Raw genomic sequence first — 17,603 nt, 5'->3', positions numbered from 1 at the left:
TCAGTTTTGGATTAGTAATGAGTACGGTTTTGGCCGCCGCATTAACTCCAGTCCATTAAGACAAACTAAAGGGAGCCGACACTTTTAGCTGGCTCCATTTTAATAGTAAATCAGAAGAAAGCAGGGATTGACATGCCACAGAAGCTGGCAGTGATTGTGATTCACGGGTTAGGCAACCAGCATAAGGACTTTGCAGATAAATTTATTGAAGAAATGCACAAGACCTTCTCGGCGGTAAGCGGAGAAAAAGAGCCCGGTCAGCGAATCGTGATTAAGCCGGTATATTGGGCTTCTGTCTTTGCTAACCGGGAAGAAGAATTAATGAAGTGCCTGGTTGGATCTCCTTACAATCTGCGCTATAAAGAACTTAGAGAGTTCATGATTCACTACTTAGCGGATGCCGTGGCCTACCAGCCCTTGGAAGACGGGAAAGATAATTATGAGGCTGTTCATAAGACGATAAGCACGCAATTAAACATACTAAGCGCTGAAGCCGGACCGGATGCACCGCTTTGTGTCATTTCACATAGTCTGGGGACTGTGATTGCAAGCAATTTCTTTTACGATTTGCAGTATGGCCACCGGAAACCTCCAATCCTGAATCCGGATTCTGCACTGGAACGGGGAGACACCTTGTCGCTGTTCTATTCCTGTGGAACTACACTGCCATTGTGGGGCTTGCGCTTTCCTGAGTTAGACAAGCCGATCCAGGTTCCCAGCAAAGGGTTCTCCGCTCAGCATCCGCAGATTCCAGGCGAATGGATTAACTTCTACGATAAAGATGATGTGCTGGCCTATCCGCTCAAGAGTATTCACCCTGCCTATGATAAGGTTGTGACTGAAGACCGGGACGTCAATGTTGGAACACTCATCAAAAGCTGGACCCCTTTATGCCACAATGGTTACCTTAAGAGCAGCAGCGTCATAACCCCGATAGCGGAAGGCTTGGATAGATTATGGCAGCAAATCAACGTTAAAGCGCTGCAGCCGCAGGAATAGCTGCGGCTGTTGTTCCTGCTGAGAAGTCCCCTGCGAGACTAGGGTCTGCCGGGCCAAAGGGTCCGATTCCATCGCCGATTTTCCCTCCCTCCCCCTCTTCCCCCTCTGCTTAATCTGCCCTGTTCCTTACTCCCACTCCCATTCAGACAGAGGGAAGTGCAATCAGCTCATCAATATGCTACCGTTAGAAGTGTACTCCTGGAGACGGCTTCCGGTGAGTTGATCTTACTCAAGCAAAGGAGAGTTATTCACCTATGAAAAGCATTGCTGTTTTTTGCGGGTCACGTGATGGAGCTTCACCCGTCTACAAGGAAAGCGCCCATGCGCTGGGAAAAGTACTGGCAGAACACGGCATCACCCTGATCTACGGCGGGGCGACCGTCGGCCTCATGGGTGAGGTGGCGGATGCCGCTTTGGAAGCCGGAGGGGACGTGATCGGGGTCATCCCCCATTTTCTCAAAAGCCGGGAAATCGAACACAAGCATCTCACGGAACTGATCCTGGTGGATTCGATGCATGAACGCAAACTAAAAATGTCGGAGCTGGCTGAAGGCTTCATCGCTTTACCCGGCGGCCCGGGGACGATGGAGGAGTACTTTGAGATTTTTACGTGGGCGCAATTGGGACTGCACCGGAAGCCTTGCGGCATTTTGAATGTACATCATTATTACGATCCGCTGATTGCCCTGTTTGACCAGATGGCCCGGGAACAGTTCATGCCGGACAAACACCGGTCAATGGTCCTCACCGATGTCTCTCCCGGGGGCATGGTCCGGCAATTCCTGAACTATTCCCCGCCGCCGGTGAAGACGTACCTCACGGATGAGCGTACCTGACCAGTGCAGAACACATAAGTTCTTATAGTTCCGCAAGTGGAAAAAGTGAACTTAATTCTTCCCCAGTCCGCTCTCCCGCACGCGTTTGCGGGAAAAAGTAGACTTAATCCGGCCTATCCCCCCTTTCAGGTGAATTTGCTAAGATTAAGTCTACTAATTCCAACTATTACCTATGCAGGAACGCTTTTCAGTCCACTTAAGTTCCCTAATTCCACTTCACTCCCTGAAGCTTTCCGCGTCTGTCCCGATTCTGCGTTCCCAGTGCCGTTTCAGCAAAAAATATAAAGGGCTGTCCTCATCCTGCAGTAAAAGCCCTGCGGACGGGACAGCCCTATGTCTGCTGCGTATATTGTGCCTTAGGCCAGCTTGACCAGGCTGTAATTCTTCTTGCCCTTGCGGATGATAATGAAGCGCCCGCCGATGGCGTCTTCAGCCGTCACTTCCACCCCGAGTTCGGTGACGCGCTCCCCATTAAGCGAAATCGCTCCCTTGGTGATATCTTCACGCGCTTGGCGTTTGGACGGCTCAATGCCCAGATCGACCAGCCAATCCACGATATTCTTCGATTCCTTGCCGGAGGTGTAGGTCGGCATTTCCTTGAAGCCTTCCTCGATTTCTTCCGCAGTGAGGGAACGGATGTCTCCGCTGAACAGGGCTGCGGTAATACGCTTCGCCTGTTCCAGCAGCTCCTCGCCATGAACGAAGCGGGTCATTTCTTCGGCCAGCGCCTTCTGCGCTTCGCGCTTATGCGGCTCGGTTTGCACCTTTTCCGCCAGCGCTTCGATCTCCTCCCGGGTCAGGAAGGTGAAGTATTTGAGGTATTTCACCACATCGCGGTCGTCGCTGTTGGCCCAGAACTGGTAGAACTCGTATGGTGTTGTTTTTTTCGGATCAAGCCAGATCGCGCCGCCTGCGCTTTTGCCGAATTTCGTACCGTCCGATTTCAGCATCAGCGGAATGGTCAGGCCGAATACTTTGGCGTCCGCCCCTTCTTTTTTACGGATCAGGTCCAGGCCGCTGGTGATATTGCCCCATTGGTCAGAACCGCCGACCTGCAGCTGCACATCCTCATGCTGGTACAGGTGCAGGTAGTCCAGTGACTGCAGAATCTGGTAGGAGAATTCCGTGAACGAAATTCCGCTGTCCAGGCGGCTGGAGACAACATCCTTGGCAAGCATGGTGTTGATGCTGAAGTTCTTGCCATAATCTCTCAGGAATTCGATGACGTTAATCTTGTGGGTCCAGTCATAGTTGTTGACCATACGCACCTGATTGTCGCTTTCAGTCACAAACAGCTTCTTCATCTGCGCCGTCAGCGCGTCCACATTGGCTTGCACCTGTTCCAGCGTCTGGAGGGAGCGCTCACTCTGCCGTCCGCTCGGATCACCGATCGTTCCCGTAGCCCCGCCGATCAGGATCACCGGACGGTGTCCGGCAAGCTGGAAGCGTTTCAGCACCATAAAGGGGATCAAATGGCCGATATGCATGCTGTCGCCCGTAGGGTCAACACCGCAATAGAGTGAAACGGACTTGGTATTCGTTAATTCCCGCAGTCCTTCCGCATCCGTCTGCTGGTTAATCGCGTTGCGCCATTCCAATTCATCAATAATGTTCAAGCCAATCCAGCCCCTTTGTCAATATTTCGTATCCATCTGCTGTACGTTGAACCGAGCAGCGCTGCACCCTTGTTCGGTTCTGGTGGATCAAGCGATTAGAAACGGCTCATCCGTCCTGAGGGACGCATTCTGTTTCAGCGAGAAATATAAGGGCCACGGATGGTATGAAGCACAGCGAGCCTTATATTTCCGCACAAAAAAATCGCCCCTTGTCTATTCAGACACAGGGACGACTATAATTAACCGTGTTACCACCCAGATTGCACGAACCGCCTGACGGCAGAGTCCGCACCACTCTTAAGCGAGGTATCGTTCGCTTGATTTCCGCTTGGCATTACCCAAGATACTCCAGAGTGTAATTCGCAGTCCATGTGTGTGCCAGGGTTCCATCCCCCCCGGCTTTCTGTGACAGGGACAAAGGCTGCTACTGTCTCGTTCAACGTATGTCAGCTATATGATTACTGAAAGTATAGTCAATTCGAAATTTGTTGTCAATGTTCCGCACACTCCATTCTTTCTTAAGCTGTGAGGAACAAGATGATCCTTTTTTAAATTTGAACGTTTTTTTATTTTGTTATTATTTTTTTATAGTGATTCCCAAACAAATATTCATATGTTATATTGGATATATATGGGTATTGGAGGTGGTCTGGCCGCGTACCGCGCACACTTCTGGGAGTATGCAGATATAGATAGCAAATCCAAATCCGTTAAAGGAGGAACTATCCATGCAAGCGAGCAAGCATTTTTCATTCCGGATCACTGGTATTTTGGCCCTAACGTTTATCCTCATCCTCTCCCTCTCGATCCCACAGAAGCAGGCGGCAGCAGCAGGAACTTCAGTCAAGGGTTTTCATGTAAGCGGTACCAATTTAATCGATGCCACTGGCAGCCCTTTTGTCATGCGGGGCGTAAATCATGCACACACCTGGTATAAAAACGACCTGGCTGCAGCCATTCCCGCGATTGCGGCTACCGGCGCAAATACAGTCCGCATCGTACTCTCGAATGGGGGCCAGTGGTCCCTCGACAGCTTGTCCGATGTGCAGAACATCCTCGCACTCTGCGACCAGTACAAGCTGACCGCCATGCTTGAGGTACATGACGCGACGGGTTCGGACAACGTTTCCACGCTGAACGCAGCCGTCAATTATTGGATCAGCATCAAGGATGCCCTCATCGGCAGGGAAGACCGGGTCATCGTCAATATCGCCAACGAATGGTTCGGCTCCTGGAGCACGCCGGCCTGGGCCAGCGGCTATCAGTCCGCCATTCCGGCCCTCCGGGCAGCCGGCATCAAGAATACTCTGGTCGTGGATGCTGCAGGCTGGGGACAGTACCCATCCTCTATTTTCACAAGCGGAAATGCCGTGTTCCATTCTGATCCCCTTGAGAATACAATATTTTCCATTCATATGTACGAATATTCCGGCGGGTCTGCCGCTACGGTAAAAAGCAATATAGACAATGCCCTGGCTATTGGCGTGCCAGTCATCATCGGAGAGTTCGGCTGGAAGCATTCGGGCGGAGACGTCGATGAAGCAGCCATTATGAGCTATTCGCAGGAAAAAGGGGTCGGCTGGCTCGCGTGGTCCTGGTACGGAAACGGCGGCGGAGTCGAATATCTCGATTTGGCCAGCGGTCCTGCCGGCAGCCTGTCGGATTGGGGTACATCCGTTGTGAACGGCCCCTATGGCACAAAGGCAACTTCAGTGCTCAACAAAATCTATACCACCCCTGGTTATGTGCCTGTACCCGACAACGGGACAACACCTACACCCACACCAACGGCTACCGTGACACCTACTGCAACTCCTACTGCAACTCCTACGGCTACCGCTACCGCTACACCGACACCGGCTGCAACCGCTACACCAACTGCGACCGCTACTCCCTCCGCGACTCCAACTGCAACACCCGGAGCGCTTGCGCTGTACTACCGGGCGGCGGATACGAATGTGAACGACAATCAGATCAAGCCCCATTTCAATATCAAAAACAACGGCAGCTCCGCCGTCAGTCTAAGCGGGCTGAAGATCCGTTACTATTTCACCAAAGACGGAACACAGGCGCTAAACGGCGCAACAGATTGGGCACAGCCGGGTGCGGCCCATATTACGCTTGCCTTTGGAACGGCAAATGCCGCGGCTGCGGATTCCTATGTGGAAGTCGGCTTTACCCCAGAGGCGGGAAGTCTCCAGGCTGGAGAACAGACCGGGGATATCCAGCTGCGTTTGTTCAAAAGCGACTGGAGTAATTTCAACGAAAACAACGACTACTCCTTCGACGCGGCCAAAACAGCCTACAGCCTATGGGACCATATTACATTGTACCAAAACGGCACGCTGGTCTCGGGTGTACAGCCCTAAGCTGATTGTTGGCGTGAAACATATTAACCGATATGTTAAAAAAGGGGAGTACCGGCGGCCGCTTGCGGCTTGCGGTACTTCCCTTTTTGCAGCTCTGCTCACTCCCGCCGGGATAAGCGCCCGCCTCCGATTCTTCAAAAATAGACCGTCTGGTGTATAATGCAAGAAGCATCACTGCTTGCCCACCAGATCACGGTACATACAAGATACGATTTCCAATCCTAAAGATCAGCGGACCCGTGCTTCAAGCGTCCCTGCCGAAAAGAGGTTATCATCATGACATTATCCGCTTATTCCACTTATGATGCGCTGGGACTTGCCGCGCTGGTCCGGGCCCGCGAAGTCTCGCCGCGCGAGCTTGTAGAGGCCGCATTTGCCAGACTGGACGAGGTGAATCCGCTCCTGAACGCCGTTGTCCGCACCCGCCGCGAAGCGGCTCTGAAGGAAGCCGATGCGATGCCGGCGGATGATCCGGCCCGGCCGTTTGCCGGCGTCCCCTTTCTGCTGAAGGATATCTCCCAGGCGATCGGCGGCGAACCGCTGACCTCCGGCGCCCTGCTGCTGAAGGACAATATCGCGAAGCGGGATTCCAATTATGTCGCCCGCATCAGAGCCGGGGGTTTTATTCCTCTGGGGCACACGAATACCCCCGAATTCGGGCTAAAAAACATCACCGAGCCGCTCCTGCACGGGCCTGCCCGGAATCCCTGGAACACGGACCGCTCGCCCGGAGGCTCCAGCGGCGGGGCCGCCGCAGCGGTAGCCTCCGGTATCGTACCGGCGGCGGGTGCCAGTGACGGCGGCGGTTCGATCCGCATCCCGGCCTCCTTCACCGGCCTGTTCGGGCTGAAGCCGACGCGCGGGCGCACGCCGGTAGGACCGGGAGTCGGCCGCCAGTGGCAGGGGGCCTCGATTGACTTTGCGCTGACGCGCTCCGTTCGCGACAGCGCGGCCATGCTTGATCTGCTGCAGACCCTGCAGCCGGAAGCCGCGTTTCAGACGCCGCTGTATCCGGGCGTCTATCGGGACGACCTTATGAAGCCCCTGCAGCGCAAGCTGCGGGTTGCTTATACAACCGCGTCCCCTGTCGGAACGCCGGTCTCCGGGGAGGCCGTGGCTGCGGTGCTGAAAACCGTAAAATGGCTGCAGGCCGAAGGCCATGAGGTTGAAGAAAAGCTGAGTCCGGTAAATGGCGTACGGCTGATGGAGAACTATTATACGATGAACGCTGGAGAGGTCGCGGCGATGTTCCTGTCACTGGAAAATGGATTGGGCCGCAGCATTGAGGCACATGAAGTGGACATCGTGACCTGGGTGCTTGGCGAAGCCGGTAAAAAGGTCTCGGCAGCTGAATTCGTGCACAGTCTGAACGAATGGGATGTGGCTGCTGCACAGATGGCGGGCCTGCTGAACCGCTATGACCTGTATATCACACCGGCCAATGCGGATTCTGCGCCTGAGATCGGAGAGCTTACCCAGCAGCCGGAGGAAATAGAGGCTCTGCTGCATGTAAGCGAGCTGCCGAAGGAAGCGCAGCAACGGATGATTTACGAGATGTTCGAGCCGAGCCTGACATATACACCTTTTACCCAGCTGGCCAATCTGACGGGTCAGCCCGCAATGAGCATCCCGCTGCATCTTACACCGGCAGGCCTGCCGATCGGGGTTCAGGTGATGGCCTCCAAAGGCCGCGAGGATCTGCTGCTGCAGCTGGCCGCCCAGTTGGAGCAATCGGAGCTATGGGTGGGGATGAAGGGGAACCCGCTGTTTCCTTAACTCACATGATTGCATTTTCTGCAATAGAAAGTATATTTTTCTGCGGTAAATCCCACTCTGCTGCATTTCGTGCAATTAATTTCTGTGATTTGGCCTCCAAAGGGCCTTTTCTCAGAAGTCTACTGTACAGAATGCAGCAGATTCTATTTTCCGTCTGATATGGGATCAATCTGTTGCTGAACGTGCAGCAGATTCTCTTCTTTGGCTGAGTGGTGAACGTTCTGTTGCTGAACGTGCAGCCGTTTATTCCCGGCCATTACGTCGCTCACGGGCAGCCGCCCATTTAGCTGGAATCCTCATTTAGTCCCAGCCGCAGACATTTCATATTGGAGTACCGGTAACCCGCAGTCTCGTAAAAATGCAGCGCCCGTGCATTACCGGCGTCAGCGAGCAGCGTGATCCGCAAAAAACCGTTCGCCTTCGCATACCCGACAATCCGTTCCATAAAAAAACGTCCACTCCCTCTTCCGCGCTCTTCCGCAGATACAATAAAATCCTCCAGCATGATGACCGGCCCGCCTTCAAAGGTGCTGAAGCCAAAAGCCAGGTTCACCATTCCCACTACTTTTACATCTCTCTTCAGCAGCATTAGTACGCCCCTGTCCGGATGGTTGAGAATCAACTCAAGCCCGGCCTTCTGCTTGTCCGTATTGCAGGCACCGGCAAAATCGGCCTCCAGGGCGAACAGCTCGCTAAGCAGCGCGCTCATGGCTTCCAAATCCTCTATTCCGGCTGCACATATGCTCAGCATGGTTTCATCCATCCTTTTTCACGCTAATTTGGTTTCTCCTATGATAAGGAATCTTCAAGCGTTTCACTATGACTTTTGGGCGATGCAGGATGCAGGCCTGAAATAATAACGCTTTCTAATGTCGATGGCAGATAGTAACGGCTGCGAGCCCTGTAAAGACACGTTTGCGGTGGACGGCGCACCTTTTTTCCTGCTGAGGTGTTCTTTGCTGTTGAGAGCCGTCCCCCCACCCGGTTGCATTGTGGGAAAACCCGCGGGCTGGACTGCCACAACTGAATCGAAAGCTTCCACATCGAACTTTGCACAAATGTACTGACAAGGAAAGTAACGTCCAAGCTGGGACCTGCAGCTCTTCCAATTTGACCGTCATTAGTTGTAAAAAAGAAACTTAAATTAGCTACGCTAGCTGAATCCGCTGTGCTAAGTGGAAAAAGTACCCTTAATCCTCCCGCATCCACCAGCCAGAGCCGATTTCGGCAAAATTAGTGGCACTAAATCCACTTAGCATCTGCAAAAAGGCCGAAGAGCACAAATTAGTGGTACAAAATTCCACTTAGCACAGCCAAATCGACAAAGGAGGAAAACATTTGCGCGAAACCGGGTACAAAGGATTAATAACAGCAGCTATGCCGGGATATGCAGCTAATAGCAGATCACTTGTACTGGACAGAGCCGCCAAACTGAGAAAAACGGGGGAAAGATTACCCCTCCCCCATACTCTCTACAGCCGTTCCAAACGGCGATTCAATGTATAGCTCCCGCCAGCCTCGGCATAGAAGGTGATCCGGTGTCCACCCGAGCGGACTGTTACCATGCCTGGCGAGAAGGTGCGAAACTGAGCAGTGCTTAACTGGCCTTCCTCCCAGAATATATCCACTTCCATATTCCCTTTGGCCCGCAGCCCGGACACCGATCCTGTATTCCATGCCTCAGGAAGTGCTGGCAGCAGATGCAGTTCATCTGCGCGGCTTTGCAGCAGCATCTCTGCAATGACAGCCGTACCTCCGAAATTCCCGTCGATGACAAAGATGTTGGTCTCCGCTCCGGCAATACCTGATTTGGAGTAGGTGAACAGATTATCGAAGCACAGGCTGCCGATCAGGTGGGAGATATGCTTGTAGGCCTTCTCCCCGTCATGCAGTCTGGCAAAACCGAGCCCGAACAAAGCCGCTGTGAATTCCACATCCTCCAGCTCATCCTGGAGCATCCGGTTCTCCAGCATGACTCTAGCTGCCCTGCTAAGCTCCGGGGTCCGGTCCGGTGTAATCTGATTGCCGGGATACAGGGCAACCAGGTGGGACAGGTGCCGGTGCTCCGGCTGGGCTTCCGCATAATCCTCCAGCCATTCCTGCAGCTGCCCTCTCTTGCCAATCTGAAGCGGCGGCAGCTTGAATATCGCTTCCTGCAGCTTCCGCCGCAGCTCTTCGTCCCTCTCCAGCAGCTCCGCTGACTTCAGGCAGAATTCAAACAGATCACGCACCAGTATTTGATCTATGGTTGGTCCCATGGACAACTGTTGGGCACCCTCGCCGGGATCGCCGGGATAGAAACTATTCTCCGGTGAGTTGGAAGGCCCGGTCACGAGCCAGCCGTACTTGGGATGAATACTCATGTAATCCAAGAAGAAAGCTGCTGCCTCTTTTAGTACAGGATAAGCCTGACGCTCCAGGAATTCACGGTCCTGGCTATATTCATAATGCTCGATCAGGTGTATCGCGAGCCACAGTCCGCCGGTGACATTGAGCCCCCATGAAGTCTCCCAGCCCGGAAGCGTAAAACCCCAGATGTTCGAGAATACATGCGCGACCCAACCTCCGCTGCCATATAAATTGCGGGCAGTGGATCTTCCCGCCTGTGCCAGATCTTCAATATAGCGCATTAATGGAAGATGGCTGTCCCCCAGGTTCGTAATCTCCGCAGGATAATAGTTCATCTGGGTGTTAATGTCCAGGTGGTAGTCGCAGCTCCAGCCCATCCGGCAGGCTTCCCCGTCATTCCAGATGCCCTGAAGATGCATAGGCAGCGGAGAATCCCCCCGTGAGCCGGCGATAGTCAAATAACGGCCGTATTGCAGGAACAGGGCGAACAGCTGCGGATCATCCGCGCCGCCTTCCTTGGCCAGTAATTGAATACGTTGATCTGTAGGGAGACTGGCCCTGCCTGAAAACCCCAGCTGTATGTTCACCTTGCTATATTGCTGGCTGTAATCTGCGATATGTTCCTTTCTAAGCTGGTCATAACCTTTGGCCATCGCCTGCTCTAGCATTTGGCGGCTCTCCGCTTCCCAGTCCGCGCCATTACGGCGGTAATCGGTGCTGACGGCAAAATAAATATGTGCCTCATCCGCTCCGGTGACCGTAAACCGGCCATCCCTGCTATGAACCGTACCGCCGGATACGGACACCTTGACCATACCCTTGGCCCATACTCCGCAAGCACCATTGCTGTGTACAGTTTCTGTCGCCTGGCCTTTGAATTCCAGCGTGCCGTCGTCCACACCTAAGACTGAGAACGACGCAGTCCCGCCCTCCAGACCCAGTGTAAAGGATACACCGCCCGGATGACCGCTCCAAATTCTTGAGGCCACCAGATGATCGGCATGGGAGGCGAAGACCTCACGGTACATTGTCGATCCGTTTCCCTGACAGACCGCTCCTGCCACTGCGTTTGTCAAATCCAGCTCCCGCCGAAAGCTTCCGGCTTCCCAGGATTCCTGGCCCTGCTCTGCAAAAGCGATGACAACCTCGCATACTCCGAGGTTCGTGCCGAAGTTCTGCTTCTGCGGCTGCAGATACTGCTTGGCAAGACGGTCACCCGCCTCATAATTCCCGGCAAAAAACTGCTGCCGCATTTCTTCCAGCACATCCTTGCCCCCTGCAAAAGCTGGCTCCGGGTCGGTCTGTCCCGACCAGTAGGTGGCCTCGCTCATGCTCCACACCTCACGGTTCGGGGCAGCCATCACCACTGCGCCTATCCTTCCGTTGCCCAGAGGCAATCCTTGGGACCAGCCCGACGCAGGGGTCGAATACCACAGCTTAAAATCGTTCATCCCATATTCTCCTGTCTGTATGATAGTCAGTACAATCCCAGTACGCAGCTTTTCAAACCTGCATCCAAAATCTGCTATCTATTATAAAAGTACAATAAAGCGTTTTCTATGCAACGATCTTCCGATCCATCCCCTCATTTAACGCTTCTTGTCAGTCTCTACTCCCAGCGCAGCGGAGGCACCGTTTCAGCTGCACAGCAGCTTCAGCACCCGAAAGCCGGTACCTGTGCTGCGGCTGTCCTTGCGCTCTGTATTGCGGACCTTAATAAGCAGCTCGCCGCGCTTTCCACGCAGAGGAAACAACGCCAGGACAGGCCGGTACGCTTGCAGGCACCAGTCATCGAACAGATTGACTTCAGTAAAAGGCTCGCCGTTCAGCGAGTATTCGAATATCCCTGTATCCGGCCCGCACAGCAGAACCAGTCCGGCACATTGCCCGTACACCGTAAAGGTGAAGGCCGCCTGCGGATCATCTGTCCACGCATGCGACGTGGAGAATCTCCAGTTCATCAGCGGCTCATCGGACTGCAGCTCCCGAACGTGGAAGGCTGCGGAATAATCGGCGGTGCTGAAATCCAGCATCCGGCCGTATTCGTAGTTCCGGCTGTCCAGGGGAACGGGGATCGTGGTCCGCTTTTCAAGCCCGCCGTCAGGCAAAACCCTGTCCTGCACGAGCGCCTGCTCCAGATACTCCCGAACCAAGCCGGCATAGAGCGCATGTCCCGCGTCCAGCGGATGATAGCCGTCAGGAGCGAACTTTTGCCAATTCAGCTCGCCCGTGTGGATCATCGTGTACACTCTCGCGGCACAGTCCACGGAAGGGATGCCGTAATGTTCCGCCACCTCCTCATGCACCGCGATGTTGAACGGCTTATAGCCGGTCAGGTTTTTGTCAGCCGCTGTATACACGAAGCACAGCTCCGTATCCGGCGACAGCCGCCGGCACTGGCGGACAATCCCCTCCATACCGCGTACGGATTCCTCCCGGTCCTCCCCGTCATTGACACTGAATTCGACAAACAGCAGATCGACCGGACCTTCGCGAAGCACATGCTCCTCAAGCCGGTGCGCCCCGAATGTAGAGGTAGTCCCACCGGCTCCGGCATTGATGCAGCGCACCGGATGGCCCGCATAGACGCTCTGCAAATATTGTCCGGTCAACGCGCGCCAACTGGCTGCATCGGCATCCGAAGCGCCTGCCCCCTCTGTAATGGAGCCGCCCAGAAAGGCGACAGTTAGCGGAGCAGTCCCTGCAAGCTTGCTCCTCATACCGGGCAACCCCCGGCGCAGCGAAATACTGGAGCTGCCGCTGCTGTTCACATAGACCATATTTTCACCTCCGGTACAAAATACATAATATATAGATTGAACTTGAAGAATCGATGAAGAGGCAGCCATCCTTAGCGGGAAAAAGGTTCACTAATCAAGCTCATCCGACTTATGGAGTATCCTATGTGGGAAAAAGGTTCACTAATCAGACTCATTCGACTTATGGAGTATCCTTAGCGGGAAAAAGGTTCACTAATTCGGCCATAAGCGGCCGTATAGGGTGAATATGCATGAATTAGGTGTACAAAATCCCACTAAACCCTTCTGTACCCAGGATTTCAACTAATTAGTTTTACTTTTTCCACTTCGCTTCAGTCCCTTATGAGCTTCATTGCATTCTCCAAGCTTTCAAGCCCTCCAACTGAGCTCATATAGAAACAGAAAAGCCGGCCTTCGCAGGCCGGCATCCATTATTGCGGGATTCGGGCGCTTCTACAGCGTGCAGGCCAGTATCCGTTATGCGGGATTCGGGCGCTTCTACAGCGTGCTGCCAGTATCCGTTATGCGGGATTCAGGCGCTTTTGCAGCGTGCAGGCCAGTATCCGTTTGCTGCGTGCTGACCCTTATCAGCATTCAAGCGCCCTTCTTCCGCCCGCAAGCTTTATTTTACTGATGCGTCATATGCTTTTTGCAGAATTTCCAGGTAGCGGTCCAGCTTCAGGTCTTTCAGGCCTTGGACATATGCATCCCAGTCCTTATTCAGATCCTTGTTGCCGGTGATGAATTGCAGCTCGTTCTGCTCAATGTAGTTTCTCAGGTTGGTCTGCAGCATGCTGGCTTCATCAATCTCTGCCGGATCAATCCAGATCGACCAGATCGGGAACAGCTCCTTGGGTTCATGGCCCTGGTACAGCAGTGAAGCATTATACAGTCTGCGTTCGTAACCGTTGGAGGCATAGATGTCGGTCGCCTGAACGAAGGTGTCGCGGTATTCCTTAGGCATATAGAAATGCCCCATTCCGCTCCAGCCCGCATTGCGCGGCGCTTCGCCTTCCGCCATCGGGATCTGCTTGATCACTGGTTTGACATCCTTGCCGAGCGCAACATCGCCTTCAGCCGGATCGGTCCAGTCAATGCCCTTCATGCCGCTTGCCGCATTCGTCTGGCCTTCCGGTGTGAACATGTAGTCCACCATTTTGATCAGAGCCACTTTTGCTTCTTCACTGGCTTTGTTGGTGATGACGAACTTGGCTCCCGGTGATACGCCGCCGGCATCATGAGTCGTGTACGAGATGCCTTTGGGGCCGGTAAGCGGAGCCAGCGCATTGTAATGTGCCGAGCGGGTATTGCCCGGGTCGATGTTGATGAAGATCGCCGGATGCATGCCCGCGCCTGCGCCGAGAATTTCCGCATCCGCATTTTCACCGATTTTCTTAAAGGCTTCCGCATTCTGTGTAAAAGCCCCCGGATCAATCAGACCGGCATCATACAGCGACTTGATATAGGTCAGGCCTTCCTTCCATTCCGGCTTGATGGCAGCCGATTCGACCTTGCCGTCCGTCATGTTCAAGTAGTTCCGGTCATCGTCATAAACGAAGCTGTTCATGAGATAAGGGATAATGCGTACGCCGAAATCTTCCGTCGAGCCGCTCAGCGGCACTTCATCGGCCTTGCCGTTGCCGTTCGGGTCCTTCGTCTTGAAGGCTTCCAGCATTTGCTTGAACTCCTCCGTGGTTTTTGGCTCTTTCAGATTCAGCTTTTTCAGCCATTCGGTGTTGATCCACATTTTGTTGGGATAGGAGCAGTGGAAGCATTCAGCATAGGCGCCTAGCCCGTAGATATTGCCGTCCGGCGCCGTATTGAGCGTTTTCATTTCAGGATGCTTTTCCATGGCCGCTTTGATGTTGGGCGCATATTTGTCAATCAGGTCATTCAGCGGAACCAGCACGCCCTGCTGGCCGTATTTCAGCACATCGCCCTGTGAAAATTCATCAATGTAGGCGGTGAGCAGATAGGCATCAGGATAGTCGCCGCTGGCCAGCGAGATTTGGCGTTTCTCCTTGGCGCCGTCGGAGGGATTGATCTGCCAGTTGAATTTGATGCCGAACTTGTCTTGAACAAATGCCGTGAATTTATTAGTAGGGATATCAATGCCTGATTCCTGCACGGCAAACACGCTGACCTCTACAGGTTTGGACGCATCAGCGGTGTTTCCGCTGCCAGTTGCAGTGCCGGACGGGCTTTGTGTATTGTTTTTGCCCGAGCAGCCGCTGATCACAAGGGTACATACCGTTACCAGCATTAACAAAACCAATAAATTTTTCTTCAAAGCCGATCAACTCCCTTTTTGTAGTTGGACAGGGTGGATATGTGCTGCTGAGATATAGTTGCCTCACCCCCTTGCCGGTGTATAGCTTCTTTTACCCCTTGACTGAGCCGACCAGCATGCCCTGTACGAAATACCGCTGCACAAAAGGATAAATGACAAGCACAGGCAAGGTCGCGACGACAATCAGAGCATATTTCAGGAGTTCGGCCATCTGCTGCCGTTCTACCATGGCCATGGCATCCATAGCCCCGGCACTGTTGTTCTGGATAATGATACTGCGCAGCACCAGCTGCAGCGGGAACAGATCTGCCGATTTTAGATAGATCAGGGCGTCAAAATACGAATTCCATTGCCCCACTGCGTACATTAGCACCAAAACCGCAATAATTGGCTTGGACAGCGGCAGCACTACACTGCGGATGAACCGCATATCACTGCAGCCGTCAATCTCGCTGGCCTCCAGCAGCTCTTCGGGGATTGAGGATTGGAAAAAGGATCTGGCGATAATCACCTGCCATACCCAGATGGCGTTGGGGATAAGCAGTGCCCAGCGCGTGTCGATCAGATGCAGCTCTCTGACGACCATGTAGGTAGGAATCAGCCCGCCGCTGAAGATCATGGTGAAGGTAATGATCATCATCAGCGCATTGCGGCCAAAAAAAGCTCTCCGCGACAGCGGATACGCAATCATGATCGTCAACGTCACGCTGATGAGCGTTCCCGCTGCCGTATAAAAGATGGAATTCGCGTAACCGCTGATAATCTCATGCGTGCTGAACAGGACCTTGAAGCCCTTGAAGGAGATATCGACCGGCCAGAGCCAGACCCGGCCCGAAGTGACGGCTGCCGGACTGCTGATGGAGCTGCTGATAATGAAAATAAGCGGATACAGTACAACGATGACTACAAGGATGAGCACGGTGTACACTACAGCCAGAAATATCCGGTCACCGACGGACTCTCTAATTTTTGGGGGAACTGCTGCCGAAGCTGCCATACAGGAACTCCTTTCTTACCAGATGCTGTTGTTGGTGATTCGTTTAGCCAGTCCGTTCACGGTAACCAGCAGAACCAGATTGATGAGTGAATTGAACAAGCCGACCGCGGTCGCGAAGCTGTAGTTGGCATTCAGCAAGCCGATCCGGTAGACGTAGGTGGCAATGATCTCGGAATTGGCAATATTCAGCGGATTCTGCAGCAGATAGACTTTTTCAAAACCAATCGCCATTACGTTGCCCACATTCAGGATCAGAATAATCACAATCGTCGGTACAATTCCGGGAAGATCCACGTGGCGGATCTTTTGAAACCTTGAAGCCCCGTCCACCTTAGCCGCCTCATACAGGGTCGGATCAATCCCGGCCAGAGCGGCCAGATAGATTACGGCGCTGTAGCCCGCAGTCTGCCAAATATCGGACCAGACATAAATCGAGCGGAACATGTCCGGCTCGCCCAGAAAGTTCACCGAATTCAGGCCGAAAAAATTCAGCGCAATGTTGGCGAACCCGAGACGCGGTGCCAGGAACAGCATAATGATCGAAACCATGACTACAGTGGAGATAAAATAGGGCGCAAACGATATCAGCTGGACGAACCGTTTGAACCTGCCGCCACGGATTTCATTGATCATCAGCGCGAGCAGAATCGGGATCGGAAACCCGGCCAGCAGCAGATAACCGCTCAGCAGAATGGTATTCTTCACGAGTGTCCAGAACAGCGGATTTTCAAAAAACAGTTCAAAGTGCTTGAGGCCTACCCAGGGGCTGCCCCAGATCCCCTTGATCACGTTGTAGTCCTTGAAAGCCAGTACGGCGTTCGCCATCGGATAATATTTAAAGATTAGAAAGAACAGCAAAGGCGGGATCACGAGCAGATGCAGCTGCCAGTGTTTCATCATATTTTTTCCGGCGGTATGCAGCCAGCCCTGGCCTTTGCTCCGGGGCACCGTGCGGGTGCTCATAGCCATTTCTTTATCCAGTTGAATCCCCCCCTTAAAGTTGTTGCCCCATTGGTTTCACTTCAGCCAAACTTGCTTCGGAAGCATACGGCTTGGTGTCTGACAGTATGTGTGATAGCGCTTTCTACACGAGTTGATCATAGGGCATTATGGCCGGAGTTGAACAGGTACACTTCCGTATTTTGCGTACAGATTGCCCGGTTCTCAGGGGGCAGCACTTCCCGGGACGGCCTGAATTCCGCATTTTTGCAAACGGATACATTCCCGGAGGCTGCGCCCGGAACAGAAACGGCTGCACCGTCCGGAATGGACAATACAGCCGCTTATTTCTTAGCGTTGCGAGGTGACCCTGCATCCCTCTCACCGTGGGGACCTCTGGTTCCCTCTGCTTCCCTATGTCATCCCAACTTCCCCCCAACCAGGAGGTAAGCCCAAGTGGAAAAAGTGAACTTAAAGATGCCATATTCTCCTGCACGGAAGGAAATGGGCTGGATTAGTGATACTTTTTCCACTTAGCCTGCTGAGCGCGGGAGGCTCGGGCCAATTAGCGTTACTTTTGGACCTCCGTCAAGAAAGTGGACACATAAAAAGTGAATTATGCGGTTTTTCTCTTCTTGAACCTCGCTGCAAACTGGGCAGGGGAAACATAACC

Annotated in this window: 11 protein-coding genes; 4 read left to right on the top strand and 7 right to left on the bottom strand. The window is 53.4% G+C overall.

Going from position 1 to position 17,603, the window contains the following annotated elements:
- Positions 1-132 precede the first annotated feature (132 nt).
- Complete coding sequence (locus BLQ82_RS28375; RefSeq protein ID WP_062519205.1) at positions 133-999, top strand: hypothetical protein; 867 nt, start codon at positions 133-135, stop codon at positions 997-999.
- A 254-nt stretch (positions 1,000-1,253) separates the two neighbouring features.
- Positions 1,254-1,835, top strand: a complete 582-nt coding sequence (locus BLQ82_RS28370) for an LOG family protein (RefSeq protein ID WP_062519203.1) — start codon at positions 1,254-1,256, stop codon at positions 1,833-1,835.
- 356 nt (positions 1,836-2,191) lie between these two features.
- Here the strand turns inward: BLQ82_RS28370 and tyrS are convergent, their stop codons facing one another.
- Positions 2,192-3,451, bottom strand: coding sequence for a tyrosine--tRNA ligase (tyrS, locus tag BLQ82_RS28365; RefSeq protein ID WP_062519201.1), 1,260 nt, complete (start codon positions 3,449-3,451; stop codon positions 2,192-2,194).
- A 728-nt stretch (positions 3,452-4,179) separates the two neighbouring features.
- Here tyrS and BLQ82_RS28360 point away from each other — a divergent pair.
- Together BLQ82_RS28360 and BLQ82_RS28355 are read left to right on the top strand one after the other, a co-directional pair.
- Positions 4,180-5,820 (top strand): cellulase family glycosylhydrolase, encoded by a 1,641-nt coding sequence (locus tag BLQ82_RS28360; protein ID WP_062519199.1) that lies wholly within the window; start codon positions 4,180-4,182, stop codon positions 5,818-5,820.
- Between the two features lie 276 nt (positions 5,821-6,096).
- Complete coding sequence (locus BLQ82_RS28355) at positions 6,097-7,596, top strand: amidase (protein WP_062519197.1); 1,500 nt, start codon at positions 6,097-6,099, stop codon at positions 7,594-7,596.
- A 283-nt stretch (positions 7,597-7,879) separates the two neighbouring features.
- Here the strand turns inward: BLQ82_RS28355 and BLQ82_RS28350 are convergent, their stop codons facing one another.
- The 6 genes from BLQ82_RS28350 to BLQ82_RS28325 all read right to left on the bottom strand — a co-directional run bounded on the left by BLQ82_RS28350 (position 7,880) and on the right by BLQ82_RS28325 (position 16,960).
- Entirely contained in the window at positions 7,880-8,347 is a 468-nt protein-coding gene (locus tag BLQ82_RS28350) for a GNAT family N-acetyltransferase (protein ID WP_163704367.1), read from the bottom strand.
- A gap of 721 nt (positions 8,348-9,068) precedes the next feature.
- A complete protein-coding gene (locus BLQ82_RS28345) occupies positions 9,069-11,396 on the bottom strand; it encodes a glycoside hydrolase family 95 protein (protein ID WP_062519193.1) in 2,328 nt (775 codons plus the stop codon).
- Between the two features lie 186 nt (positions 11,397-11,582).
- A complete protein-coding gene (locus BLQ82_RS28340) occupies positions 11,583-12,725 on the bottom strand; it encodes an SGNH/GDSL hydrolase family protein (RefSeq protein ID WP_062519190.1) in 1,143 nt (380 codons plus the stop codon).
- Between the two features lie 601 nt (positions 12,726-13,326).
- Entirely contained in the window at positions 13,327-14,994 is a 1,668-nt protein-coding gene (locus tag BLQ82_RS28335; protein ID WP_062519188.1) for an extracellular solute-binding protein, read from the bottom strand.
- Between the two features lie 91 nt (positions 14,995-15,085).
- Positions 15,086-15,991, bottom strand: a complete 906-nt coding sequence (locus tag BLQ82_RS28330; protein WP_062519185.1) for a carbohydrate ABC transporter permease — start codon at positions 15,989-15,991, stop codon at positions 15,086-15,088.
- A gap of 15 nt (positions 15,992-16,006) precedes the next feature.
- Positions 16,007-16,960 (bottom strand): ABC transporter permease, encoded by a 954-nt coding sequence (locus BLQ82_RS28325; RefSeq protein WP_425281050.1) that lies wholly within the window; start codon positions 16,958-16,960, stop codon positions 16,007-16,009.
- Between the last annotated feature and the right edge of the window lie 643 nt (positions 16,961-17,603).

The organism is Paenibacillus jilunlii (assembly GCF_900102965.1).
Taxonomy (GTDB): Bacteria; Bacillota; Bacilli; order Paenibacillales; family Paenibacillaceae; genus Paenibacillus_AQ; species Paenibacillus_AQ jilunlii.
Note: the sequence above shows the minus strand (reverse complement) of the source record. Positions and strands in the feature narration are given on the sequence as shown.

What these genes read in the sequence shown, in the direction of transcription:
- BLQ82_RS28375 (WP_062519205.1), top strand. Translation starts at nt 133, where the DNA reads ATGCCACAGAAGCTGGCAGTGATTGTGATTCACGGGTTAGGCAACCAG.
- BLQ82_RS28370 (WP_062519203.1), top strand. Translation starts at nt 1,254, where the DNA reads ATGAAAAGCATTGCTGTTTTTTGCGGGTCACGTGATGGAGCTTCACCC.
- BLQ82_RS28360 (WP_062519199.1), top strand. Translation starts at nt 4,180, where the DNA reads ATGCAAGCGAGCAAGCATTTTTCATTCCGGATCACTGGTATTTTGGCC.
- BLQ82_RS28355 (WP_062519197.1), top strand. Translation starts at nt 6,097, where the DNA reads ATGACATTATCCGCTTATTCCACTTATGATGCGCTGGGACTTGCCGCG.
- BLQ82_RS28350 (WP_163704367.1), bottom strand. Translation starts at nt 8,347, where the DNA reads ATGCTGAGCATATGTGCAGCCGGAATAGAGGATTTGGAAGCCATGAGC.
- BLQ82_RS28345 (WP_062519193.1), bottom strand. Translation starts at nt 11,396, where the DNA reads ATGAACGATTTTAAGCTGTGGTATTCGACCCCTGCGTCGGGCTGGTCC.
- BLQ82_RS28340 (WP_062519190.1), bottom strand. Translation starts at nt 12,725, where the DNA reads ATGGTCTATGTGAACAGCAGCGGCAGCTCCAGTATTTCGCTGCGCCGG.
- BLQ82_RS28330 (WP_062519185.1), bottom strand. Translation starts at nt 15,991, where the DNA reads ATGGCAGCTTCGGCAGCAGTTCCCCCAAAAATTAGAGAGTCCGTCGGT.
- BLQ82_RS28325 (WP_425281050.1), bottom strand. Translation starts at nt 16,960, where the DNA reads ATGGCTATGAGCACCCGCACGGTGCCCCGGAGCAAAGGCCAGGGCTGG.